Source organism: Sorangium sp. So ce1153, from assembly GCF_051521595.1.
Taxonomy (GTDB): Bacteria; Myxococcota_A; Polyangia; order Polyangiales; family Polyangiaceae; genus Sorangium.
Map to the genome: position 1 here is coordinate 7,445,637 of NZ_CP150361.1, position 24,200 is coordinate 7,469,836.

The following is a 24,200-nucleotide window of genomic DNA, read 5'->3' on the forward strand; positions in this document are numbered from 1 at the left end:
GTCGGGCGCGATGAAACGGGGCAGAACGCTCACCCGGCGCGGATTCAGACAATGCACTTTCGCCGTCGCCGTCCGACAGACACAGAAGGCCCGAGCGGCAGGCTCTGCACACGCGCTGTCAGGCACGCAGCCTGCTCTTCAGTCGGCCCAGCATGCCACCGCGGGCCTGATGGCCATCGCGGGGCATGGAAGGAGGACGGATGGTTAGCTCGATCGATATGAAGATGGCGCAAGCGGCGATGCTCTTTTCTGTGCTGATGACCGGGTGCGCGGTCGGCGCGGGGACACCGGAAGAGGCCGACTTGGAGCAGGCCGACGTCGACGTGGCGTCGAGCGAGCAGGCGCTGGAGGGAGAGCAGGACGAGACGCGGGGCGGCGTGATCCCGGGCAAGACCGATATCGGTGCTCCGATCGGCAAGGGCGGTCCGATCCAGGGCCCCATCGGCAAGGGCGCTCCGCTGGTCCCGGGCGTCGGCGGGCCGATCCAGGGCCCCGTGGACAAGGGCGCTCCGCTCATCCCGAGCCCCGGCGCGCAGGTCGGCCAGGCGCCCTTCCCCGTGGGGCAGGCCGGGGGCATCCCCGGCGGGCCGTTCGGCGGCAGCCCCTTCGGCGGCTACCCCGGCCTCGGCGGCTTCCCGGGCGCGACGCCGGGCGGCTTCGGGTGGTCCCCGTACGGCGGCCTCGGCGGGCTCGGCGGCCTCGGCGGCTACCCCGGCCTCGGCGGCTACCCCGGCGGCCTCGGCGGCTACCCCGGCGGCCTCGGCGGCCTCGGCGGCCTCGGTGGCCTCGGCGGCCTCGGCGGTGTTCCCGGCGGCCTCGGCGGATTCGGCGGCCCCGGCGGCCTCGGCGGCCTCGGCGGTCTCGGTGGTCTCGGCGGCGCTCCGATCGGCGCCTTCGCCCCTGGGACGTTCCCCTGACGCTCCCTGAGCACGCCGGCCACGCTGCCGGACTGGCACTGCGGTGACCGACGCGACGGGTCGCCGGATCCTCCTGCGGAGAGCCGCACCAGCTCCCCTCGAGGCCGTCGGCCCGTCCGTCGACCTGCCCGTCGAGACGCGCGCAGCCCCACCGGCGCGCTCGCGCCGCACGCGCGGCGATCGCCTCGTTTCCTCGTGTTTTCACCTCGATCCACGCATCCGCGGGCGGCCTCCGGCGCGGCCGCGCTGCGCGCCAACTGCGCTCGCGCTGGCTCGCGCGGGGCGCTCGACCCGCGGGAAACGTTGGACCCCCACCGCGCGGTCGAGGCAGCATACGGAGATGGAAGACATCCCCCTCCTAGAGCGCGAGCCGGAGACCAACATCTTCGGCGAATCCATGGTGGTGTTCCACACGGCCGCCGATCTCATCGGCCTGGCTCCCCGCATCCGGCTGGAGCTCGAGCAGCCGGACTACGAGCACATCTTCTACGTCACCACGCAGCTCCAGGACCGCCTCGTCCCCTTCCGCGGGGAGGCGGCCGCGGCTTACGAGCGGCTCCCTGCGTCGGTGATCCCGAACCGCGCCGCCATCACCCCGCTCTTCAACGGCAAGCTCATCCTCCGTCCCGAGGCGCTCCGCAGCGGCTCGATCCACGTGCAGGACGGCGTGATCCGCCTCGGCGACCAGGGGCTTTACCGGATCCAGGCCGGCGAGTTCGCCCGCTTCAAGGCATATCGAGTCCAGCACAACCAGGCGAGAGGGCCTTACAAGGGCGGGCTGCGCTTTCACAAGGCCGTGTCGCTCGACCTGTTCAACGCGCTCGCCGCCGAGATGACGTGGAAGACAGCGATCGCCGACGTCCCGTTCGGCGGCGGCAAGGGCGGCATTCGCATCGATCCGCGCGAGTACAGCAAGGAAGAGCTCGAGTCGATCTCGCTCCGGTACATGTACCGGCTCAAGCAGCTCATCGGTCCCAACGTGGACATCCCGGCGCCCGACGTGGGCACGAACGCCGAGGTGATGGCGTGGCTCCTCCGCCAGTACAGCGACGGCGAGCGCGAGCGGCACAACCACCGCGGCGTCGTCACGGGCAAGGACGTGCGCATCGGCGGCTCCGAGGGGCGCGTCAAGGCGACCGGGCAGGGGCTCGCCTACTGCATCGAGGAGTGGTACGCGCAGCGCGGCCTCTCCCTCGCCGGGGTGCGCTTCATCGTGCAGGGCTTCGGCAACGTCGGCTCCGCCGCGGCCGAGATCCTGTGCCGCATGGGCGCGCTGTGCGTCGCGGTGCAGGACGCCGACGGCGCGATCTACGACCCGAGCGGCATCGAGGTCGGCGCGCTCATGACCTACGTGAACGAGAACCCGGCCAACCTCCGGCGCTCGGTCGCCGGCTACGGCGGGGCCCAGGCGATCGCGCGCGACGATTTCTGGAGCGTCGACGCGGACATCTGTATCCCGGCCGCGCTCGGCGACGCGATCACCGGCGAGGTGGCCGAGCGGCTCAAGGCGAAGCTCGTGGCCGAGGGCGCCAACCGCCCGACGACGACCGAGGCGGACAAGGTGCTCGCGGAGCGGGGCATCAGCGTCATCCCCGACATCATCGGCAACGCGGGCGGCGTGACCGTCTCCTATTACGAGTGGATACAGAACAAGCGCATGGAGCACTGGACCGAGGGCGAGGTGAACACGCGGCTCGAGCGCGCCATCAAGAGCAACTACCGCCTGATCTGCGATATCGCGGAGAACCGGCCGCGCCGCACGGAGGACCACGACTCGACCAGGCTCGTCGTCGGCAAGCGCCTGCCGATGCGGCTCGCCGCGATGGTGCTCGCGCTCAAGCGGATCGAGGCGCACTACATGCTGGAAGGGTTCTCCCAGTAGCGGCGCGCGGCAGGCGTCGCGCGGCCCCTACCGCGCGACGCCGTAGCCGAGCTTCTTGATGCCGTAGACCTTGATCTTGTGCTGCAGCGTGCGGAGCGGCAGCTCGAGGCGCCGCGCCGCCTCCGTCTGGTTCCAGTCGGACGCGCGCAGCGCCTCGAGCAGGAGATCGGCCTCGATCTGCTCCAGGCGGGTCTTCAGGCCGCCCGCCATCGGGGTCGCCGACGACGCCGGCTCCAGCCCGCGCAGGGGCTCGGACGGGCGCTGGGACGCGGCCGGCACGCCGGGATCGGACGCGCGCGAGACGTCGGCGGCGCGGACGGGCGCGGGCAGCACGCTGGAGGCGGTCACCGCCGCGCGGACGCGCTCCGGGAGATCGCGCGCCATGATCGCCTCGCCCTCCGCGATCACCACCGCCCGCTCGATCGCGTTGCGGAGCTCGCGCACGTTGCCGGGCCACGAGTAGCTCTTCAGCAGGGCCAGCGCCTCGGCCGCGATCGACTGGACCCGGCTCGGGTGCGCGACGTTCGTCTGCTTCAGGAAGCCCGCCGCGAGCGCCGCGATGTCGTCGCGGCGCGCGCGGAGCGGCGGGATGCTCAGCGTCATCGCGTTCAGCCGGTAGAGCAGATCGAGCCGGAACGTGCCCGCGTCGCACATCGCGTCGAGGTCGCGGTGCGTCGCCGCGATCACGCGGACGTCGACCTCGATCTCCTTGGTCGCGCCGACGCGCGTCACCCGCTTCGTCTCGAGCACGCGCAGGAGCGCGGCCTGCGCGGCCGCGGGCAGCTCGCCGATCTCGTCGAGCAGCACCGTGCCGCCGGCGGCCGCCTCGAAGACGCCCTTCTGCTGCTGGCTCGCCCCGGTGAAGGCGCCGCGCTCGTGGCCGAAGAGGGTGCTCTCGATGAGCAGCGCGGGGATCGCCCCGCAGTTCACGCAGATGAGCGGCTCGCCGCGGCGCGGGCTGCGGTCGTGGATGAACCGCGCGAGCACCTCCTTGCCGGTCCCGGTCTCGCCGCGCAGGAGCACGGGGATCGAGGAGCGCGCCGCCCGCAGCGCCACCTCGACGAGCGAGCGCATGAGCGGGCTCTTGGTCGCGAGGACGTGGCCGTCGGCCTCCCACTCGCCCTCCGGCGACGCGCCCGGGGAGCCCTCCTCCTCGGGCGGCCGGGCGCCTTCAACCTTCGGCGCGACGAAGAGCAGCGCCCCCTCCGGGGCCGCGAGGTACACGGGCTCCTCCGGGCTCGCGCTCCGCGAGGCCTCGTGGCTGACCTCGATCAGCTTGTCGATGGTGGTCGCGGCGTCGGGGAACACGGCGACCCCCGCCACGAGCACGGGCTCGCCCTCGCGGCGCGCGACGATCGCCCGCGCGAGCTCCTCCGCGAGCTCGGGCGTCACCTCGGGGAGCAGGATCTCGAGGGTGTCGGCGCTGTAGAAGGCGACGCGATCGACGGGCCTCAGCGCCTCGCGCACGCGCAGCCCCCAGTGGCGGAGGTGGCTCGCCTGCACGCCGAGCGAGCGGACCACGACGAGCGCGAACTTGCGGCTGAAGAACCTGGACCGCACGATCTCGGCCTGCAGGGCGACGCGGATCGCGTCGGACCCCTCCAGGCCGAACGGCGGCAGCTCGCTGCCGGCGAGCACGTGCACCGAGGCGACGATGCCGCCGAGGAGCACCTCGTCCCCGGCCTTGATCACGCCGGTCTCGACGCGCTGCCCGGAGATGCGCGTGCCGTTGCGCGAGTTGAGGTCCTCGACCACGACCTCGCCGCCGATGAGCGTGAAGCGCGCGTGCCTGCGCGAGATGCTCCTGTCCCGGATCACCACGTCGGCCGGCGGCTCCCTGCCGACGACCACGCCGACGCCGGGGCTCATCGGGGCCATCTCGACGCCATCATGATGATAGACGAGCAGGAGCACACGCCGCTTCTCCGAGCGCGCTCCCTGGATGAGCTCCCCTGTCTTGAATGACAGCGGTGCCGTCGTCGCCATGGGGCCGGTGCTGTGACCGCTCACACTGCCCAACTACGCCTCATTCCTTCCAACGGCAATCAGGAAGCAGCGTCGCCGGCCCTCGCGGTCTGCGCGCGCGCGATCCACGACGGACGCGAGCCCACGCCGCGCGCGGCGGCAGCGCGCGGCGGCAGCGCGCGCCGCGCGGCAACATGGTAAGGTGGCCGCATGCTCCGCCTCAACGCCGAATGGACACAGGTGCTCCGCCGGTACAAGGAAGACCACCAGGACCCACGCAACCAGGCGTGTCACCAGATCGGCATACCGCTGATCGTGGCGAGCTTCCCCGTGGGCGCGACCCTCATCGGCCTCCCGCTCGCGGCTGCGATGTTCGCGACGGGCTGGGGCTTCCAGTTCGCAGGTCACTACTTCGAGGGGAAGAAGCCGTCGTTCGTCGACGACAAACGGAGCTTGATCATCGGCGTGCTCTGGTGTCTCGACAAATACGGGATGCGCGTCTTCGAGGAGGCGCCCGAGGCCTGACGCGCCGCAGCAAGGCCTCGTTCACGCTGCCACCCCGCTGCCGCCAATGCCCACGACGGTTCTGCGGAGGCGCTGACAGCCCGATTCTGGAAAGACTGGATCCTCGTATTTCCAGTTATTGTGCTGCGATGCGCAATGCTTGCTTGACGTGATGCGCGCACGGTCGTACCTGTGTCGTGGGCGGGGGGGCGACGACTCTTCTTCTTTCTGGGGGTTCCCGGCGGGCACCGCGTCATTCGGCGCTTCGTGTGCCCGCCGCCTGCTCCCATCGACGACAGGCTCCCGGAGCGTTGTGACCGGCCCGCCGCCGCAGGCGACGAGATGGACGAGGACGGCCAGACGAGGAGACGGGAGATGGGGTGTGCGCAAAGCATGAGGGGGAAAGTCGCGGTGATCACCGGGGGCACCTCGGGGATCGGGCTCGCGACGGCATCCGCGCTGGTGCGGCAGGGCGCCCGGGTCGCCGTGCTCTGCCGCAGGACCAGCTCCGAGGGCGCGAGGAAGCTCGCCGCCCTGAAGGCGCTCGGCGAGATCGATCTCGTCGAGTGCGACCTCGGCCGGCTCGCGTCGGTGCGCGCGGCCGCCAGGCAGGTGGCTGACCGGCACCGGGCCGTTCACCTGCTCGTGAACAACGCGGGGGTCTTCCTGCGCGAGCGCGCCGAGTCGGCCGACGGCCTCGAGATGACGTTCCAGGTGAACTACCTGTCGCATTTCCTGCTGTCGAACCTGCTGCTCGACCGGCTCGAGGCCGCGCGCGGCGCGCGCGTGGTCAACATGGTCGCGCCGGTGGACAGCATCCGGCTCGACTTCGACGACCTCATGTCGAAGCGCTCTTATTCGTTCCTCTCCGCCTCCGCGCGGTCGAAGCTCGCGCTCGTGCTCGCCGCGCGCCGCCTCTCGGAGCGGCTCTCGCGCACGGAGGCCCAGGTGCTCTGTTACTACCCCGGGCTCGTTCGATCCGGGCTGTTCGAGGGGACCTCGCGCGTCCTCAAGACGCTGATCGACGTCGTGGGCGCGACCCCGGCGCAGGCCGCGGCGAACCTCCTCGCGATCCTGGCCGACAGCGCGCCCGCCGAGAGCCCCGCCTTCTTCGAGCGCACCAGGGTGAGGCCCCTCAAGGGCATGGCCACCGACGGGGAGGCGGCCGCGCGGCTCTGGGACATGAGCACGAGGCTCGCCGGCCTCACCTGCTGATCGCGCGCGCCGCTGGACGCCCGCGACGCCCGCCGCGCGCGACGACCGGCGCGAGCGCACGATGACCGGTGCGAGCGCGCGCGGTGACGTTCAGGCGGGCGCCTCCGCGGCCCGCTACCGGGGCCCCCGCCGCTTGGGGTCCGCGGCGAGCGAGGACTGGACGCGCTCCACCTCGCGCGCGATCGCCTGCACCGCCTCGGTCGCGCTCTCGATCGTCCCGGCGCGCGCCTCCCGGTCGAGCCGCGCGCAGAGCTCCTTCAGGTTGAGCGCCGCGAGCTTGTCGGCGCTCTCGTAGAGCGCCCAGGCGAGCCGCTCGAGCTCGCCGAGCGCGCCCCGCGCCGCGGCCTCGCGCATCGCGGCCACCCGGGTCGGGGCCTCCGTCAGGAAGAGCTCGATCACCTCGGCGACGACGTCGGGCTCGACCGCGCGCAGGCCGCCCCGCGGCCTCGCAGGAGCGGCGGGCTGCGCGCGCCGCTGGACCGGCGGGGGCGAGGGCGTGACCAGGGTCGGCGGGGCGAGCTCCACGCTCGGCGGGGCGGCGTCGTGCGGCACGGCCTCGTACGACCCGGATCGCGACGACGCGCCGAAGGTCCGGAGGACGCGATCGACCTCGTCCTGCTTCAGCGGCTTCGCCAGGGCGTCGTCCATCCCCGCCGCGAGGCACCGCTCGCGCGCGTCGCGGCGGGAATGGACCACGTCCTCCGCCATCGCGATGATCGGCGTCCGCCGGTCGGGGCGCTCGGCGCGGCGGAGCTCCGCGACCGCCGCGCGGACGTCGTGGCCCGGCGAGCGGCAGCCCACCAGCACCGCGGCGTAGCCCCCGCGGCGCACCGCCTCGGCGGCGGCGCGGCCGCTGCCCGCCACCTCGACGCGGTAGCCGCGCTTCTCGACCATGAAGGCCGCGACCTTCTGGCTCACCGGGTCGTCGTCGACCACGAGGACCCTGGGGCGCGGCGAGCTCCGCGCGTCGGCCGACGGCGGCCCCCGGCGCGACCTCGGCGCGGGCGCGCGCGCCCCCGCGGCGACGTGCTCCGGGGGGAGCCCCACGAGCAGCCGCAGGCTCGAGTGCAGCTGCGCACGCCGGATCGGCTTGATGAGGACCGAGTCGATCTCGGCGCGGCTCGGCGCTTCCCTGCCGGGGTACGTCATGAGGACGCTGCGCACGGGCGCGATCGCGGCGTCCGCCTTGATGCGCTGGAGCAGCCTCAGGCCGTCGAGGTCGGCGAGCTCGAGGTCGATCAGCACCATGTCGTAGGGCGCCCCGGCGTCCGCCGCCTGGCGCAGCGCGGCGAGGGCCTCGGCGCCGTTGGCCGAGGCGCTGCACGCGAGGCCGAGCTCCTCGACCAGCCGCCGCACGACCCGGCGCACCGAGCCGCTGTCGTCGACCACGAGCACCCGCTTGCCGGGCAGATCGATGCGCGGGATGGGCGCGCGCTCCGAGCCGCGCCCGCGCCGCTCGAACGGCAGCACGACCGAGATCCGGCGGCGACGCGCGCCGGGCTCCTCGGGGGCGCGGAGCTCGCCTCCCATCGCGCCGACGAGGCGCCGCGCGACAGCGAGCCCGGGCATCGCGCTCGCGTCCAGCTCGGGCGCGGGCCTCGGTCCCCCGCCCGGCGTGTCCCCTGCCCCCGGCTCCCTCACAGACGCGTCGAGCCCTGCCCCGCCCGCGAAGCGCACGTCGAAGCGCACCCGCACGCCCGCGCCGCGAGGCGCCCCCGGCGCCTCACTGTCGACGCGGGCGCCCGGCCCATCGCCCTCATCGCCTTCATCGCCCGCGTCGAGCGCGGCGCGCACCAGCACCTCGCCGCGGGGCGCCGCGCGGATCGCGAAGGTCCCGACGCTCAGCAGGATCTGCTGCAGCCGCGCGGCGTCGCCGCGCACCGCGCCTGGCACGTCGGGCTCGATGTCGAGCACGAGCTCGGTCCTGTCGTCGTGCGCGCGATCGCCGAGCACCTCCGCCGCGTCCTCCACGGCCCGGCGAAGGTCGAAATCGACGCGGGCGACAGGGAGCGCGCGGCCGCCCGGCTGCACGAGGTCGATGAGGTCGTCGATCATCGAGAGCGCCGTGTCGCCGCTGGTCCGGACGCGCCGGGCCCAGGCGCGCTGCTCAGGGTCGAGCTCGGTGTCGAGCAGCAGGCCGCTGACGCCGATGATCCCGCTGAGCAGCGTCCGGATCTCGTGCCGCATCTGCGCGAGGACGCCGGCGTCGCCCTCGTCCTCGGCGCGCCTCCCCGGGCGCGCAGCGCGCTCCTCTGGTGTGAGCGCGCGCTCCGCCGATTCGCTGCTCCTCGTCCCGGAGCCGCTCTCTGGGCTGCTCCGGCGCTGCTCCTTACCTGCCATCCACGCCCCGACACGATCTGGCGCCCGCCCCGCTGGAGCCCATGACGCCGGAGCTTCAAGTGTACTCCTTACAATGTGCAGGAGAAAAATTTAACGTGGGTGCTCGAACGACGGGTCGGCGCCGGGCTCACCGCCTGGCGGCGCCGGCGTCCGGGGCGGCGGCAGATGCTCGAGCGCTGCGCCCGCCGCCGAGCGCCGTCACGACGACGCGCTCGCGGTCGACCGCGGCCTCCGCCGAGAGCACGCTGACGGCGGAGGGGTCCTCGGACATCGCCAGCGAGCGCCGGCTGTGCCCGAACAGCCGGAGGAGCAGCTCCGGCGGGGCGAAGTCGAGGTCGCGCTCGTGGACGAACAGCCGCCCGAGGTGCTCGGCGTAGGCGCCCGCGAGCGCGCGGAACGGGATCCTGTCGAAGGCGAACGCGCGCCGGCGGCTCGCGGCCGCGGAGGCGAGCAGCGCCGCGAAGAGCGCCGTGTGGATGGCGCGCAGCCTGGCGCGCATGGAGGGCGGGCTGCGCTTCAGCGCCTCGCGCAGGAAGTGGACGTTGAGCGGGACGTGGAACGACTCGTCCCGCGTGAGGATCGTGAGCATCTGCCGCACGGCCGGGTACCGGGCCTCACGCAGCGCGAGGCGGTACGTCGTCGAGCCGATCGTCTCGAACATGAGGTTCGTGAGCACGATCGTCTCGACCCGCTTCGCGCGGCCGTACAGGCGATAGAAGGCGCCGGTGACGCGGCCCATGGGCCGGACCTCGCCGCCGAGGTGCGCGAGGAACTTCGTGAGCAGCTCGCGGTGCCACCCCTCCTCGTCGCCGTAGAGCCGCAGGCACTCGCCGAGCTCCGGATCCCAGCCGCTCACCTCGTCCGCCAGGGCGTGGGCCTGCGTCAGGCCGGACTCCTCGGCGCGGAACGCGGCGTTGAAGAAGGCGATCGCCGCCTGGCGCTCTTCCTCGCTCTCCCACGGGATCGGCCGGGAGAGGTCGAGCTGTTCGTCGTACATCCGCGCGGCGCGGCGGCGCAGCATGCTGAGCCACCACGAGGTGGGGCGCTGGACGGGGGATTTACGGGAGACCGGCTGGGGCGCTGCGAAGAGCATCGAACAAGGGTGCCCGTCGTTGACGGATGCGGATCTCGACCGCTCGAGACGGCACGGGAGCGCACGCGAGCACATGATAGCGCAGTTTCTCCGCGCCGCGCACGGCGGGAGCGCGTCACCGCGCCCGCCCGCGGCAGGAGCGCGTCACCGCGCCCGCCCGCGGCATGCGCGGTGACGCGCGTTCGTCGAGGTGGCGCCCTTTGTACGCCCCCCCGGCTGGGATACGATAGTCGACCCACCGTGTTCTTCGAGCAGCTCGAGCTCCCTCTCGGAGGGCTCTATCCCCAGACCGAGCCCACGCGCATCCCGCGGACCCGACGCGTCTTCGTCAACCGCAACCTCAAGCTCGCGGGGATCGACTGGGTGGGCTTCGACATGGATTACACCCTGGCGATCTACAACCAGACCGAGATGGACAACCTCTCGATCCAGGGGACCGTCACGAAGCTCGCCGCCCGCGGCTACCCCGAGGAGCTCCTGCGGCGCCTCCGCTACCCGATCCACTTCCCCATCCGTGGCTTGCTGATCGACAAGCGCTTCGGCCACGTGCTCAAGATGGACCGGTTCAAGGTGGTCCAGCGCGGGTACCACGGCCTCCGGGAGCTCACGAAGGAAGAGCTCAGGTCGCTCTACCAGCACCGCAAGATCCGGCCGAACACCGCCCGTTACCACTGGATCGACACGCTCTACGCGCTGAGCGAGGCCACGCTCTACGCCGGCATCGTCGACGCCCTTGAGGAGCGCGGCGTCCCCCTCGACTACGCGCGGCTGTTCACCGACATCCGGGAGTGCATCGACGAGGCCCACCGTGATGGCACCATCCTCGACGTCGTCCTCTCGGACCTGCCGCGCTTCGTGCAGCGCGACCCCAACCTGGCGCAGACGCTCCACAAGTTCCGCTCCGCGGGCAAGAAGCTGTTCCTGCTCACGAACTCGCGCTGGCCGTTCACCGAGAAGATGATGACGTACCTGCTCGGGGACGCGATGCCCGAGTACCCGAGCTTCCGGCACTACTTCGACGTCATCGTCGTCGCCGCGCAGAAGCCGGCGTTCTTCCAGGAGCGCCGGCCGCTCCTCATCCGCGACGGCGCCGAGACCCGCCCCGCCACGGCGCCGCTCGAGCGCGGCGCCATCTACGAGGGGGGCAACCTGCTCGACTTCGAGAAGTTCCTGAACATCTCCGGCGACCGGGTCCTCTACGTGGGCGATCACATCTACGGCGACATCCTCCGCTCCAAGAAGGAGAGCGCGTGGCGCACGGCGATGATCATCCAGGAGATGGAGGCGGAGGTCGCCGCCCACGAGTCGTGCCGCCGCGAGCACATGGAGAGCGCGATGCTCGAGGGGCGCCGCGAGGAGCTCGAGGACCAGCTCCGCTTCTACCAGCAGCGCTACAAGGACCTCACCCGCAAGATCGAGGAGGAGCAGCACAGGAAGAACGGCGCCGCCAACGGGGGCGGCGCCCCGCTGCTCGCGGAGGCGAACGGCGGCCCGGTCCAGATCGACTACGCGACGTCGTTCTACGAGGCCGAGCGGGGCCGGACGAAGCGCGCGGTGGAGCGCATCCGCGGCCAGCTCCGGGCCGTCGACGCCGAGGTCGGCAAGCTGGAGCGCGAGATCGCCCGCCGCTTCCACCCTTACTGGGGCTCGCTGCTCAAGGAGGCGAACGAGACGTCGAGCTTCGGCGATCAGGTCGAGGAGTACGCCTGCATCTACACCTCGCGCGTCTCCAACCTGCTCGCCTACTCTCCGCTGCAGTACTTCCGGAGCCCGCGCGACCTGATGCCGCACGAGCTCTGATCGTCAGGGCCCCTGCCCCGCGCCAGCGCGCGGGCGCCGCTTCAGGAGATCGACATGAGCATCGCCCACCTCCGCCCGCTGGTCCTCGCGCTCGCCGCTCCGGCCCTCCTCTCCTCGGGCTGCAGCAAGCGGGCCTGCTTTCAATGGACCGAGCTCGAAGGCGCGTGCCCCTCCAGCGAGGAGGCGCGCGTGTTCTTCGACAACCCTGGCTGCCTGAGCGCGATCGAGTCCATCGACAGCGAGGGGGACTTCGACGGCGAGCTCTGCTGCTACGACGTCACCACGATCGACACCGGCGACGAGCCGTGCGCGACCGTGCCGCAGACGAAGCCGCCGAGGCCCACGCCCGTGCCCGGCGGCGGCGGCGTCGGCGGGTTCTCCGGCCCCAGGTAGCCGCCGCGCCGCGCGCCCCGGCGCCGAGCGCTGCCCGCGCGAGGCGCGACCACGTCACTTGCAGCAGCGGAAGCCGGTCGAGTAGTCGTGGTACCCGGTCGAGTGCGCGGTGGTCTTGTAGTCGCAGCCGTCGCCGTGCCGGGCGCTGTCGAGGTAGTAGCCGCCGCGGAAGGTCCCGCGCGCCGCGCTCGTCCACTCGTGGAGGTTGCCGACCATGTCGTGCACGCCGAAGCTGCTCTTGCAGCGGCGGAACGAGCCCGTCGGCGCCAGCGTGCCCTCCAGCTGGTTCAGGCGGGCGTCGTTCATGTTGGCCCACGTGAACGCCGACAGCGGGGCCTCGCCCCCCTGCCCGAAGTAGCGGTTGAACGACGAGACGCCGCTGTCGTTGCAGGCCCCGCGCTCCCGCTCGCGCCCGTAGGGGAACACCGTGGCGCGCTTGCCCTTGCAGGCGGTGACCCACTCCTCGTCCGTGCAGAGCCGCTTGCCGGCGTTCTGGCAAGCCGCCTCGGCCTGGTTCCGGCTGATGTACGCCTGCGGCTTCACGCCGCGCCGGCTCAGCGCCTTCACCTTCAGCTTGCCGACCGGCTCGAACGGCGAGTGCCGGCGCTTGCCGCCGTCGGGGAGCAGCTCGACGGTGCTCGCCTCGAAGCGATCGACGCAGAACTCCCCGCGGACCGAGGCCATTCCCGCGGGGCACCCCTTGCGCGCGGCGGCAGCCGGCCGGGGGCTCGGCAGCCCGAGGACCGCGAGGCCGAGCGCCGCGACGCCCGCGGCGGCGGCCGTCGGGCGCGCGAGCGACAGGGTCCGGAGCGCGCGGGGGTGAGGCGGGTGAGGCGGTCGCATCGCGGGGAGGCCGAGGCCCGGGCGGGCCGTGTCCCATAGCCGATCTCCGCCGATGCGGGCAAATCGCCGCGGGCCGCGCGCGCGTTCGCCGCTGGACGCCGGGGCGATTTCGGTCACCCTCCCGCTCCCATGGCAACCACCGCCCCGCCCGTCGCGGCGCCCGCGGCCGCGGGCTCGCCCGGCGACCTCCCCGCGGCCGTGCTCCGGAGCTCGCCCGCGGACTTCGTCGTCGAAGAGCTCCCCGCCTACGCGCCGAGCGGCCGCGGCGAGCACGTGTTCGTGACCTTCCGCAAGACGGGGCGCACGACGCCCGACGCGGTGCGCGCCCTCGCGCTCGCGCTCGGGGCCGACCCGAACAGCACCGGCTTCGCCGGCATGAAGGACCGGCACGCGATCACGACGCAGACCGCCTCGATCCAGCTCCCGCTCGCGCGCGATCCCGCGCCCCTGCTCGCGCAGGCCGAGCTGCCGGGGATCGAGATCCTCGCCGTCGCTCGCCACGACAACAAGCTCAAGCCCGGGCACCTCGTCGGCAACCGGTTCCGGATCACGCTCCGGGGCATCGACCCCGCCGCGCTGCCGCTCGCCGAGCGCCGCCTCGCCGAGATCGGCCGCGTCGGCGTGCCGAACGCCTTCGGGCCGCAGCGGTTCGGTCGGAACGGCGAGAACCCCGACCGCGCGCTCGCGTGGATCTCGGGCCGGGAGCGCGGGCCGCGCGACAGGCGCGAGCAGCGGCTGCTCTTCTCGGCGCTGCAGTCGCTCTGGTTCAACGAGGTGCTCGCGCGCCGCGAGGCAGACGGCACCTGGAGCGCCGTGCTCCCCGGCGATCTCGCCAAGAAGCGCGACAGCGGCGGGCTGTTCCTCGTGCCGCTCGAGGGCCCGGAGCTCGCGGACGCCGAGGCGCGCGCCGCCGCGCTTGCGATCTCGGCCACAGGTCCGATGTTCGGCCGCAAGATGCGCTGGCCCGAGGGCGCTCCCTTCGCGCTGGAGCGCGAGGTGCTCACGGCGGCGATCGGCGATCCCCGCAGGCTCGACGCGTTCGCCCACGCCGGCGAAGGCACGCGGCGCCCGCTCCGGCTGGAGGTCGACGACCTCCAGGTGTCCGCCGCGGGGCCGGGCGCCGAGGAGGCCGCGGCGATCTCGGGGGCGCCGCGCGCGGCGGTCGATCCGGGCGCAGGGCAAGGAATCGTCGTCTCGTTTGTGCTACCGAAGGGCGGCTACGCGACGACCGTCCTTGGGCGAGCCTTCCGGCTCGTCGACGCCTCCGCTCCCCCGCCCTCCATCAGCAGGCCGGGGGCGGCCGGCGCCCCCGCTCCGGAGGAGGACGACGCAGTCGAGGAAGGGCAGCCCGGCGCCGACCCGTAGGACCTCTCGAAGCGCGGCTCCCACCCACCACACCATCGGGAAAGGCACCAAGGAAGAAGATGAACCTCGTCGAGTGGCTTCAGCGCATCATGGTCGGATTCGGGGCCGCCTGGGTCATGTGGCTGATGATCGGCCTCAGCGTCATCTCGGTCGCGATCATCCTGGAGCGCGCCTGGTTCTTCTGGTCACTCCGCGACGATCTCGCCGTCCTCGCGCGGGATCTCCGGACGTCGCTCGACGACTCGATCGAGGCGGCGCGGCGGCGGATGGAGGCCTCGCCCTCCGCCGAGGCCGCGGTCGTCTCGGCCGGGCTCGCGGTGGCGCACCAGGGGCCCGAGGCGGCCGAGGAGGCCATGGCCGGCGCCGCGGCGCTCCAGCGCATGAAGCTGGAGCGGCGCCTCGCCTACCTGGGCACGCTGGGCAACAACGCGCCGTTCATCGGGCTGTTCGGCACCGTCATCGGCGTCGTCGGCGCCTTCGACGCGCTCGGCCAGGCGGCGAAGACGCCGGTCGCGCAGGCCACGTCGCAGGCCATGGCGCCGCAGGCGGTCATGTCGAGCATCGCCGAGGCGCTCGTCGCGACCGCCGTCGGCCTCGCGGTCGCCATCCCGGCGGTCGCGGCGAACAACTTCTTCCAGCGCATGATCAAGTCGACGCTGGCCAACACCGAGGCGCTGACGCGGGTCCTGCTCGCGCACCTCAAGATCGACCCGGCGTTCGCCGGGGCGGCGCCCGCCGTCGCCGCCGAGCCGCGCGCCAAGGTCGCGAGGGCGGCGCGGCAGGAGGAGCACAAGAAGGGCGGCGCGGGCGAGGAGGAGCGCTGATGGCCGCCACGAGCCGCAACGACGACGACGAGATGATCAGCGGCATCAACGTGACGCCGCTCGTCGACATCACCCTCGTGCTCCTCATCATCTTCATGGTGACCGCGAAGATCATCGTCTCGCAGTCGCTCCCCCTCGACCTGCCGAAGGCGGCGCAGGGGCAAGAGGTGCAGCTCATCTTCGGGCTCGAGCTGCACGCGAACGGCGACACGTTCGCCGACGGCAAGAAGCTCGCGGGCGAGGACGCCATCCTGCCCATCGCGCGCGAGGCCCAGGCGAAGAACCCGGAGCTCCGCGCCGTGATCCGCGCCGACACGACGGTCCCGCACGGGCGGGTGATCCGCGCGCTCGATCTGCTGAAGCAGGCGGGCGTCTCCAAGATCGCGTTCGGCGTGACGCCGATCGCGCCCGAGCCCGGCGCCGCCCCGGGCGCCGCGCCGGGCGCCCCGGCCGCGCCTCCCCCGGCCGCGCCCGCGCCGGCAACACCGAGCCCCGCGCCCTGAGCGCGCCGAGCGAGAGCTTATGAGCCAGGCCACGAGCGATCGCGCCGCGGGGGCGATCCACGACGGGCGCCGCCGCCGAGACGGGCGCGGCGGCGCTGACCCTGGGGGAGCCCCGGAGCCCCCGCCATCACTCGCCGCCCCGGCCGCGGGCCGCGCCGGGGACCGGCGTCGCGCCGCGGATCCGCTCGCCGCGGTGCTGACGCTCGGCGACCGCGCGTCGCGGGTCGGCGCCTTCCTCGGGGTGACGCTGGCGCTCACCAGCCACAGCGCGGCCTCGGCCAGGGCCATCGTCTCGGGCTCGCTGCACGACATGCGGCAGATGGTCGAGGAGATGCGCGTCGGCATCCACGACTACCTCTGGGCGATGTACGAGGTCGACGTCACGCCGCCGAAGGTCGAGGAGCCCAAGCCGCCGGAGCCCGAGCCGCCGGCGCCCGAGCCCGAGCCCGTCCCCAAGGTCGCGCCGCCTCCCCAGGCGAACACGCCGCCGCCCAAGGACGACCCGTACGAGCCGCCCCCCGCCGCCGCCGAGGCGGCGAAGGTCCTCACGCGCGAGCCGGATCCCGAGGAGGTCCTCGACATGACCGATCGCGGCATCGCGAGCGGCGAGGGGCAGGGCGTCGGGTACGGCCAGGTCGCCGGCGCGGGCACGGCGAAGGCCCCCACGTTCAACCCGAACGCGAAGGTCGGGGGCGTCGTCGGGGGCAAGGGCACGGGCGACCCGGTCCCGCCGCCGGTCCCCGCGGGGCCGGACCGCTCGGCCCCGGCCGGCCTGGTCGGCAGCAGCCAGTGGAACTGCCCTTTCCCGCCGGAGTCCGACGTCGACCAGATCGACCAGGCGAAGGTCGTCCTCATGATCACCGTGCGCCCCGACGGCAGCCCGCTGTCGGTCAAGGTCGTCAGTGATCCCGGACACGGTTTCGGCCGCGCTGCGCGCATGTGCGCGCTCAGCCGACGCTACACGCCCCAGAAGGATCGCGCGGGCTCCCCGATCACCGGCACGACGCCGCCCCTCACGGTGAACTTCACGCGCTAGGTTCGCGTCGCGAGAGCTCCCTTAAAATTCGCTCCGCGGCCGGCGCCTCGGCTATTCTCCGCGGCAGCTTGTGATCGTCCCCGAACGGATCGAGCAGCTCTCGAAGGTCCCCCTGTTCAAGGGCCTCACCCCGGCCGCGCTCGAGCTCATCTCGCGCGTCGCGAGCGAGGAGACGCACGCCCTCGGCACCAAGATCTTCCAGCACGGGGATCCGGGCGACAAGCTCTACATCCTGCTCGAAGGCAAGGTCCGGATCAGCCGCGAGATCGCCGGCATCGGCGAGGAGGCGCTCGCGGTGCTCGGCCCCGGCGCGGTGTTCGGCGAGATGGCGCTGCTCGACGAGGCTCCCCGCTCCGCCGACGCGCGCGTCCACGAGCGGTGCCGGCTGCTCACCGTGTCGAAGGACGCGTTCGAGGACCTGCTCTTCCTGCACAAGGAGCTCGCGTACGAGGTCCTCTGGAACGTCGTCCGGATGCTCGTCCAGCGGCTCCGCGAGACGAACAACAAGCTCACGTTCCTCTCTGTCTCAGGCAAATTCGAGTAAAGTGCGGGCCCGATCGCCCGGCGACCGTGGTGGGCGCGCCCCAGGCGGCGCGGCCCTGTGCACGGGGCGCGACGGTCTGCTCACGCATCGACGATCCTTTGGAGGACTATGGCAGCCAGGATGAAGCACGCAGCGCTCGCCCTCGCGCTCTTGATGGGCGCCTTCGCAGGAGCATGTGGATCCGCCACGCCGCCGCCCGAGACGGCGGCCGACAAGGACGACTTCGACGGCGAGTCGAGCCCGGGCGACGAAAGCGCGACGGCCGGTTCGGAGAGCGCGAAGCCGGCGAAGTCGGACAAGACCGCGGACAAGGACGCGGAGGCCGACGAGGGTGACAAGGACGAGGCGCCCGCCAAGTCGACGCCGCTCCAGGCGACCAAGTTCGAGGCCGATCTGAAGAAGATCGGGATCAACCTCAAGAAGATCCCCGAGCTCGAGAAGCTCCCGTCGGCGCAGAAGAAGAAGGTGATGCCGCTGCTCCAGAAGGCGCTCGGCTACGACACCTGCCAGGGCTGCCACGCCGAGGGCGACTTCAAGAAAGAGACGCGCGACATGAAGGTCGCGCGCGAGATGTGGCGTCACTTCGTGGTGCCGCTCCGCAGCGAGAGCGGCGGCACGCTCTTCTGCGACAGCTGCCACGCAGGGAACGAGCACGTCCTGAACCGCAAGGACAAGAAGGCCCTGCAGGCGTTCATGGAGGAGGAGTACCAGAACAAGCTCGCGCGGGCGAACAAGGAGGACATGGAGTGCGGCACGTGCCACGGCGACGCCATGGAAACCAAGATCATCGAGAAGCTCTGGAATATCCCGGAATAGCGGGACTATCCCGGGCCGCCTCGCTCGCGTTCGTCATCCAGCAGCGCGAACTCCCGGGCTCCGGCGAGCGCAGAGCGCCTCGCCCGCCCGTTATTCGTTAATTATCTCACATTATTGGCGGAGCTGCCCTGGAGGTCTGCCCCGCGCTCCGACGTCGCACCGGCGTCCACCTCCCGCCCGCGCCGGCGCTCGGCCGCCTCATCATTGACGAGAGATCGCCATGACGGTGGGTCATGCCCCGTTTTCGTACTAGATAGGCGGCATGTGCGGTGTGTTCGGAATCTTTGGCCACCCCGAGGCGGCCAACATGGCCTACCTCGGGTTGCACGCGCTCCAGCATCGAGGGCAGGAATCTGCCGGTATCGTCAGCAGCGACGGGGAGCGCCTCTTCGGCCACCGCGCCATGGGGCGGGTGCAGTCCGGCTTCTCTCCGTCCGATCTCGCGACGCTGCCCGGTGATCGCGCGATCGGCCACGTGCGCTACTCCACGGCGGGCGGCTCGCACCTGAAGAACGCGCAGCCGCTCGGCGTCGACTACGCGCGCGGCTCGCTCGCGGTCGCGCACAACGGCAACCTCACGAACCACGAGGCCCTGCGCGATCAGCTCGAGGCGCGCGGCTCGATCTACCAGACCGCGAGCGACACCGAGTCGATCGTCCACCTCATCGCGATGAGCAGGAAGGAAGAGCTCCGCGATCGCATCGCCGAGGCGCTGAAGCAGGTGGAGGGCGCCTACTCGCTGCTGTTCTTGACGGAGCGCGAGATCATCGCCGTGCGCGATCCGCGCGCGATCCGGCCGCTCTGCCTCGGCGAGATGCCGAGCGGGAGCGGCGTCGCTCACGTGGTCGCGAGCGAGTCGACGGCGTTCGACCTCATCGGTGCGCGCAAGGTGCGCGACGTCGCCCCGGGCGAGATGCTGATCATCAGCGCGGACGGGGTCCGCTCCGAGTTCCCCTTCGCGCCGGAGCAGCGCAAGCTCTGCATCTTCGAGCACGTCTACTTCGCCCGCCCCGACTCGACGATCCAGGGCGTGAGCGTCTACGAGGTCCGCAAGGCGTTCGGCCGGCGCCTGGCCGCCGAGCAGCCCGTCGAGCCCGGCGACGACCTCGTCGTGATCCCCGTGCCCGACTCGGGCGTGCCGGCGGCGATCGGCTTCGCCGACCGCGCCCGCGCGCCGTTCGAGATGGGGCTCATCCGCAGCCACTACGTCGGCCGCACGTTCATCGAGCCGCAGCAGTCGATCCGGCACTTCGGCGTCCGGCTCAAGCTCAACCCGAACCGGGCGGTCATCGAGGGCAAGCGGGTCGTCGTCGTCGACGACTCGATCGTCCGCGGCACGACGAGCCGGAAGATCGTGAAGATGATCCGCGACGCCGGCGCCCGCGAGGTGCACGTCCGCATCTCGAGCCCGCCGACGCGCTGGCCCTGCTACTACGGCGTCGACACGCCGACGCGCTCGGAGCTCATCGCCGCGAGCCACTCCGTGGACGAGATCACGAGCTACCTGACGGCCGACAGCGTGGGCTACCTGTCGCTGGAGGGCCTTGTCGAGAGCGTGCGGTCGGTCGAGGTGCGCGAGGGCAACGCCTCGATCCCGCGGCCGACGGCGGACAGCTATTGCCACGCTTGCTTCTCGGGGAGCTACCCGATCCCCTTCACGCCGGCCGCGCCGAACAGGCAGCTCCGGATGGTGAGCGGTTGACGCTGCCTCGCTCTGACGCCGAGGGTCTGCCGATGAGCGAAGGCACCGCCAAGCACGCCAGCGCGGACCGCGCCGCCGCCGCGCCCCTCTTCGCGCGCGTCGCCGACGAGGTCTCGATCTACGAGGTGAGCCCCCGGGACGGGCTCCAGAACGAGTCGGCGATGATCTCGCTCGAGGGCAAGCGGCGGCTCATCGCGGCGCTCGTCGCCGCCGGCCTCCGGCGGATCGAGATCACGAGCTTCGTCTCGCCGAAGTGGGTCCCGCAGCTCTCCGACGCCGAGGAGCTCGCGAGGACGCTCGCGCCCGAGGAGGGCGTGACCTTCAGCGCCCTGTGCCCCAACGCGCGCGGCCTCGAGCGCGCGCTCGCGGTGGGCCTGCGCGAGATCGCCGTCTTCCTGAGCGCGAGCGAGGCGCACAACCGCGCCAACATCAACAAGTCGATCGACGACACGCTCTCCGTGTTCTCGGAGATCGTCCCTCCGGCGCGCGAGGCGGGCCTCGCCGTGCGCGCCTACGTGTCGACGGTGTGGGGTTGCCCCTACGAGGGCGACGTCGATCCCGCCCGCGTGGTGCGCATCGCGGAGCGGCTCATCGAGCTCGGGTGCTACCAGGTCTCGCTCGGCGACACGATCGGCATCGGCACCCCTCGGCAGACGCACGACATCGTGCGCCGCTTCCTCGATGCGATGCCGCCCGAGCGGTTCGCGCTCCACCTGCACGACACGCGGGGCACGGCGCTCGCCAACATCCTGATCGGCCTGGAGCTCGGCGTGCGCGACTTCGACGCGTCCGTGGCCGGCGTGGGCGGCTGTCCCTACGCGCCCGGTGCGGCAGGCAACATGGCGACCGAGGACCTCGTGTTCATGCTCCACGGGATGGGGGTCCGGACCGGCATCGATCTCGACAAGCTCATCGAGGCGGGCAACATCGCCGAGCAGGTCATCGGCCGCCCGCTCCCGGGCAAGGTCCACCGCGCCGGCCCCTTCCGGGTGCGGCGCCAGCCAACCCGGAGCTGAGCCGGCCCGCGGCCGAGCGCGAGGCCAGCCCCGCGGCCGAGCGCGGCGTGTCGACCCGCGGGCTGGCCTCGCGCTCGGCCGCGGGGCCGTCAGTTGCCCGCGACGCAGCCGAGCCGGGTGAAGAAGACGTGGTGCTCGCCGCCCTCGCGATCGTCGCGGAAGAGGATGCCGACGTCGCCCTCCGGCCCGAACGTCGCGATCGGGCTGATGCTGTCGCGGGGCGCGAAGGTGAGCCGCTGCTCGTCGCTGAGCGGCACGAGGTCCGCGCTCACGGTGACCGCGTAGAGCTCGTAGCCGTCGTTCTGATCGCGATCGTCCGAGTAGATCGCGAGCACCCGGTCGCCGAGCGCGCGCAGGTAGGGGTACCGCGAGCGGAACGGGCCAGGGTTCGAGATGGCCGTGGGCGGCGTGAGGAGCTCGCCGTCCTCCGAGATCGTGGCCGCATAGATGGCCTTGGGGCTCGCCGACTTGTCGAACCACGCGACCACGTAGCGATCGCGGTTCCAGACCACCGTCGGATAGACAGCGTCGGTCTCGCCGTCCGTCAGCCGCACGATCGGCGAGATCGGGTCGAGCTCGGCGGAGAACGTCTGGAACTGGATGACGTGCGTGATCGCGTCGCCCGTCGACCAGGCCACGCCGATGCCGCTCTGGCCCGCGGCCGCGGCCGGCGCCTCGTTGCCGAAGCCGTTCGACGAGTCGGTGAGCTGGACGTTCTCGCCGATCAGGTTGCCGTCGATGTCGATGCGCTGGGCGAACAGATCGAAGAGGCCGTTGCGCTCGTCCTGCCAGACGGGGATGAACTCCGAGCCGTTCCACGTGAGCGCCACGTTGACCGAGAAGCCGAACGCCTCGGAGAGCCGCCGATCGCCGCCCTCCACCTTCTGGCCGTTCTCGTCGAGCAGCGAGAAGTACACCTCGTAGTCGCCGTCGCGCCGGTCCTGCCACGCGGCGCCGTACCGGTCGCCGACCCACACGATGGGCCCGCCCGAGGCGTCGCCGTTCTTCGGCGTGATGATCTCCTCGCCGGGCGCGAGCGGCTCGCCCTCCACGCTGATCATCGATCGGTACAGGTTGAAGCCCTGCGTGGTCCCCGTGTAGAGCGCCGCGTAGGACGTCCCGCTCCAGGCGAGCCCGCCGGCGCCGGCCGGCGCGATGTCGCCCGAGATGCGGGTCGCGTCCGCGTCGAGCGGCACGAAGCGCGCGCCGTTGTCGACCGTGCCGTCGCAGTCGTTGTCGACGCCGTCGCAGATCTCGCGCCCGCCGGGGAAGGCGGCGGCGCTCGCGTCGTCGCAGTCGTCGCCGCACGCGAGCGGCTCGCCGGGGACCGTGCCGGGCAGCGACGCGCGGAAGCCGTCGCCGTCGGTGTCGAGCGTCGACGGCCCGTAGGTGCACGTCCCTGTCGCGCTCTCGCAGGTGTCGCGGGTGCAGGGGTCGCCGTCGTCGCAATCGACGGGCACGAGCTCGACGCACGTCCCGCCGCGCCGCTGCGGCGCGCCGCCCGCCGCGCCCTCAGGGGGAGGCGCCGCGCCGCCGTCGGGCTGCTCCGCCGCGAAGAGCTGGCAGAACACCGGCTTGCAAAGATTGTCGGCGCCGGGGCAGTCGGCGTCGACCATGCACTCCGGCGCGGGCGGCGGGATGTTCAGCCCGGTCCGCGCGCCGCACCCCCCCGAGAGCGCGGCGCCGCCGAGGGGGACCCCGAGCAGGACCAGGGTCAGGGCCGTCGTTCGATGCGCGCGCCGAGCGCGCTGATCCACCGAGCTCCTCGTCACAAGCATCCGCCGATCCCCGCCACGTCGATCGGCTCGCACACGAGCCCCGGACTGCAATGGTCGTCTCCGCTGAGCTCGCAGAGCTCGACGCACTGCGTGCCCGACCCGGTCACGACGCAGGCGAACCCGGCGCCGCACTCGCCGCCGCCGCTGCACGGATCGCCCTGCCCCCCGGGGCCGGCCGGCGCGCAGAAGGCGCCGTAGATCTCCTGCCCGCACGGCTCACTCGGATACTGCACGAAGATGAAGCACCCCTCGCCGGGCGCGCAAAAGCCGCTCGACTGATCGTAGGGATCGCACTGGAAGTCGGTGATCGGCTCCACGTCGGGGCAGCCGGGATCGACGTACTCGTCGAGCGGGTCCCTTCCCGCGTCAGCGCCTCCCTCGCCGTTGGGGACGGGAGGCGCGCCGGCCTCGCCGCCCCCTCCACCTGCAGACGGTTCGTCCACGATGACTGTATGGCCGCAACCGACCGCCAGACCCAGCCCGGGGAGCGGTGCGCAGAGAAGTGTCAGGAAGAGCGAGAAGCGCCGTCGCATGGCGCCATGCTATCGATTCCTCGCGCGCCCGCCATGCATTTGGCGGCGAGGGCAGCGTCCTGACGCTACCGCGAGAGGTGGATCCTTTCCCCCAGGCTGCAATCCCACTTGCCTGTTGGCCGGCTCTCTGATGTATCTCTCAACAATGCACAAGCGCAACCTGCTCAGTATCGCACTCCTCGCTGCTTCCCCCTTGGCGCTCGCCCACCTCATGGCCTGCGGCGGTGACGACGCGACCGGAGGAGGCGGGGCGAGCTCCTCCAGCACCACGTCGAGCACCACCGGCGAAGGCGGCGGCGGCGGCGGCGGCGGTGAGACCGGCGGCGGCGGCGCAGGCGGCGAGGGCGGCGCGGGCGGCGGCGATGGCGGCGCGGGCGGCGAGGTCAGCGGTGAGGCCGCCGACCACCTGCTGATCTCGGAGGTCGTCGTGGCGCCTGGAGCGGCCGAGTTCATCGAGATCTGGAACCCGACCGATGCCGAGATCGACCTGACCAACTACTACCTTTCGGACAACACCGTTTATTATCTCATCGCAGCGGGCGAAGCCTGGAACCCGAACGGCAGCGCGGGGACGGACTTCCTCGTCCAGTTCCCTGCCGGCACCGTGATTCCGGCGGGGGCGCACCTCGTGCTCGCGAGCCACGACGGCTTCGAGCTCGAGTACGATCGGTGCGCCGACTTCGCGCTTGACGAGGTGCCCATCCCCTGCGGGGGGGATGACGTTCCGCCCATGCTCGCGCCCGCGAACGGCGCGCTCGGCGCGCAGTCCGGCGGGCTCCTCACGGGCGATGGGGAGATGGTGATCCTCTTCGAGTGGGACGGGACGGAGGACAGCCCGGTCAGGGACGTCGACTACGTGATCTGGGGCGAGGAGCTCGGGAACTCCGAGATGGCGTACAAGACCGGAAAGACCGGCTATGCCGATGACACGTCGCGCAGCAGCCAGCGGGCGGCCGCGGTCGCCGGCGACAGGCAGAGCATCACGCGCTGTGGCAATCTCGAGTATGGCGAGCTGTTGACCGAGGGCAACGGCATCACCGGGCATGACGAGACCAGCGAGTGGCTCGACATCAGCTTCAAGGTGTCGGACACGCCGTCGCCCGGCGAGGCGAGCGACTGCGAGTAGCCGTC

General features: G+C 72.2%; 21 protein-coding genes. 15 read left to right on the forward strand and 6 right to left on the reverse strand.

Going from position 1 to position 24,200, the window contains the following annotated elements:
- The first annotated feature begins 200 nt into the window (after positions 1-200).
- Together WME85_RS26780 and WME85_RS26785 are read left to right on the forward strand one after the other, a co-directional pair.
- Positions 201-917, forward strand: a complete 717-nt coding sequence (locus tag WME85_RS26780) for a hypothetical protein (RefSeq protein ID WP_437825194.1) — start codon at positions 201-203, stop codon at positions 915-917.
- 340 nt (positions 918-1,257) lie between these two features.
- Positions 1,258-2,799, forward strand: a complete 1,542-nt coding sequence (locus WME85_RS26785; protein WP_437825195.1) for a Glu/Leu/Phe/Val family dehydrogenase — start codon at positions 1,258-1,260, stop codon at positions 2,797-2,799.
- A 27-nt stretch (positions 2,800-2,826) separates the two neighbouring features.
- Here WME85_RS26785 and WME85_RS26790 read toward each other — a convergent pair whose 3' ends face one another.
- Positions 2,827-4,785, reverse strand: a complete 1,959-nt coding sequence (locus WME85_RS26790) for a sigma 54-interacting transcriptional regulator (RefSeq protein WP_437825196.1) — start codon at positions 4,783-4,785, stop codon at positions 2,827-2,829.
- Between the two features lie 189 nt (positions 4,786-4,974).
- Between WME85_RS26790 and WME85_RS26795 the strand changes: the two genes are divergently transcribed.
- Positions 4,975-5,289, forward strand: coding sequence for an Mpo1-like protein (locus WME85_RS26795; RefSeq protein WP_437825197.1), 315 nt, complete (start codon positions 4,975-4,977; stop codon positions 5,287-5,289).
- A gap of 372 nt (positions 5,290-5,661) precedes the next feature.
- A complete protein-coding gene (locus WME85_RS26800) occupies positions 5,662-6,483 on the forward strand; it encodes an SDR family NAD(P)-dependent oxidoreductase (RefSeq protein WP_437825198.1) in 822 nt (273 codons plus the stop codon).
- Between the two features lie 114 nt (positions 6,484-6,597).
- On the opposite strand, the gene WME85_RS26805 is transcribed toward WME85_RS26800, so the two are convergent.
- Both WME85_RS26805 and WME85_RS26810 read right to left on the reverse strand, forming a co-directional pair.
- Positions 6,598-8,823 carry a response regulator gene (locus WME85_RS26805; RefSeq protein WP_437825199.1) on the reverse strand — a complete coding sequence of 742 codons (2,226 nt, stop codon included), beginning with the start codon at positions 8,821-8,823 and terminating at the stop codon, positions 6,598-6,600.
- A 127-nt stretch (positions 8,824-8,950) separates the two neighbouring features.
- Entirely contained in the window at positions 8,951-9,844 is an 894-nt protein-coding gene (locus tag WME85_RS26810; protein WP_437825200.1) for a ferritin-like domain-containing protein, read from the reverse strand.
- Positions 9,845-10,156: 312 nt separating this feature from the next.
- On the opposite strand from WME85_RS26810, the gene WME85_RS26815 reads away from it, so the two are divergent.
- Together WME85_RS26815 and WME85_RS26820 are read left to right on the forward strand one after the other, a co-directional pair.
- The gene (locus tag WME85_RS26815) at positions 10,157-11,716 is read left to right on the forward strand and encodes an HAD-IG family 5'-nucleotidase (RefSeq protein ID WP_437825201.1); all 1,560 of its coding nucleotides are present in this window, start codon (positions 10,157-10,159) and stop codon (positions 11,714-11,716) included.
- Between the two features lie 54 nt (positions 11,717-11,770).
- Positions 11,771-12,109, forward strand: coding sequence for a hypothetical protein (locus tag WME85_RS26820; protein ID WP_437825203.1), 339 nt, complete (start codon positions 11,771-11,773; stop codon positions 12,107-12,109).
- Between the two features lie 54 nt (positions 12,110-12,163).
- On the opposite strand, the gene WME85_RS26825 is transcribed toward WME85_RS26820, so the two are convergent.
- Entirely contained in the window at positions 12,164-12,952 is a 789-nt protein-coding gene (locus WME85_RS26825; RefSeq protein WP_437825204.1) for an SUMF1/EgtB/PvdO family nonheme iron enzyme, read from the reverse strand.
- Positions 12,953-13,081: 129 nt separating this feature from the next.
- On the opposite strand from WME85_RS26825, the gene truD reads away from it, so the two are divergent.
- The 8 genes from truD to WME85_RS26865 all read left to right on the forward strand — a co-directional run bounded on the left by truD (position 13,082) and on the right by WME85_RS26865 (position 20,758).
- Positions 13,082-14,317, forward strand: a complete 1,236-nt coding sequence (gene truD, locus WME85_RS26830; RefSeq protein ID WP_437825205.1) for a tRNA pseudouridine(13) synthase TruD — start codon at positions 13,082-13,084, stop codon at positions 14,315-14,317.
- A 59-nt stretch (positions 14,318-14,376) separates the two neighbouring features.
- Positions 14,377-15,141, forward strand: a complete 765-nt coding sequence (locus WME85_RS26835) for a MotA/TolQ/ExbB proton channel family protein (protein ID WP_437825206.1) — start codon at positions 14,377-14,379, stop codon at positions 15,139-15,141.
- Positions 15,141-15,644: an ExbD/TolR family protein gene (locus tag WME85_RS26840; RefSeq protein ID WP_437301879.1), complete on the forward strand. Its 504-nt coding sequence runs from the start codon at positions 15,141-15,143 to the stop codon at positions 15,642-15,644. The genes WME85_RS26835 and WME85_RS26840 overlap by 1 nt, the downstream gene beginning before the upstream one ends.
- 19 nt (positions 15,645-15,663) lie before the next feature.
- Positions 15,664-16,680: an energy transducer TonB gene (locus WME85_RS26845; protein ID WP_437825207.1), complete on the forward strand. Its 1,017-nt coding sequence runs from the start codon at positions 15,664-15,666 to the stop codon at positions 16,678-16,680.
- 70 nt (positions 16,681-16,750) lie between these two features.
- Positions 16,751-17,224: a cyclic nucleotide-binding domain-containing protein gene (locus tag WME85_RS26850; protein ID WP_012236950.1), complete on the forward strand. Its 474-nt coding sequence runs from the start codon at positions 16,751-16,753 to the stop codon at positions 17,222-17,224.
- 120 nt (positions 17,225-17,344) lie between these two features.
- The gene (locus WME85_RS26855) at positions 17,345-18,040 is read left to right on the forward strand and encodes a hypothetical protein (RefSeq protein ID WP_437825208.1); all 696 of its coding nucleotides are present in this window, start codon (positions 17,345-17,347) and stop codon (positions 18,038-18,040) included.
- Between the two features lie 262 nt (positions 18,041-18,302).
- Entirely contained in the window at positions 18,303-19,742 is a 1,440-nt protein-coding gene (purF, locus tag WME85_RS26860) for an amidophosphoribosyltransferase (protein WP_437825209.1), read from the forward strand.
- A gap of 32 nt (positions 19,743-19,774) precedes the next feature.
- Complete coding sequence (locus tag WME85_RS26865; protein ID WP_437301883.1) at positions 19,775-20,758, forward strand: hydroxymethylglutaryl-CoA lyase; 984 nt, start codon at positions 19,775-19,777, stop codon at positions 20,756-20,758.
- 89 nt (positions 20,759-20,847) lie between these two features.
- Here the strand turns inward: WME85_RS26865 and WME85_RS26870 are convergent, their stop codons facing one another.
- Positions 20,848-22,515 (reverse strand): putative metal-binding motif-containing protein, encoded by a 1,668-nt coding sequence (locus WME85_RS26870; RefSeq protein WP_437825210.1) that lies wholly within the window; start codon positions 22,513-22,515, stop codon positions 20,848-20,850.
- An 11-nt stretch (positions 22,516-22,526) separates the two neighbouring features.
- Entirely contained in the window at positions 22,527-23,069 is a 543-nt protein-coding gene (locus tag WME85_RS26875) for a hypothetical protein (RefSeq protein WP_437301885.1), read from the reverse strand.
- 145 nt (positions 23,070-23,214) lie between these two features.
- Here WME85_RS26875 and WME85_RS26880 point away from each other — a divergent pair, with 145 nt between their 5' ends.
- Positions 23,215-24,195, forward strand: a complete 981-nt coding sequence (locus WME85_RS26880; RefSeq protein ID WP_437825212.1) for a lamin tail domain-containing protein — start codon at positions 23,215-23,217, stop codon at positions 24,193-24,195.
- Positions 24,196-24,200: the final 5 nt, after the last annotated feature.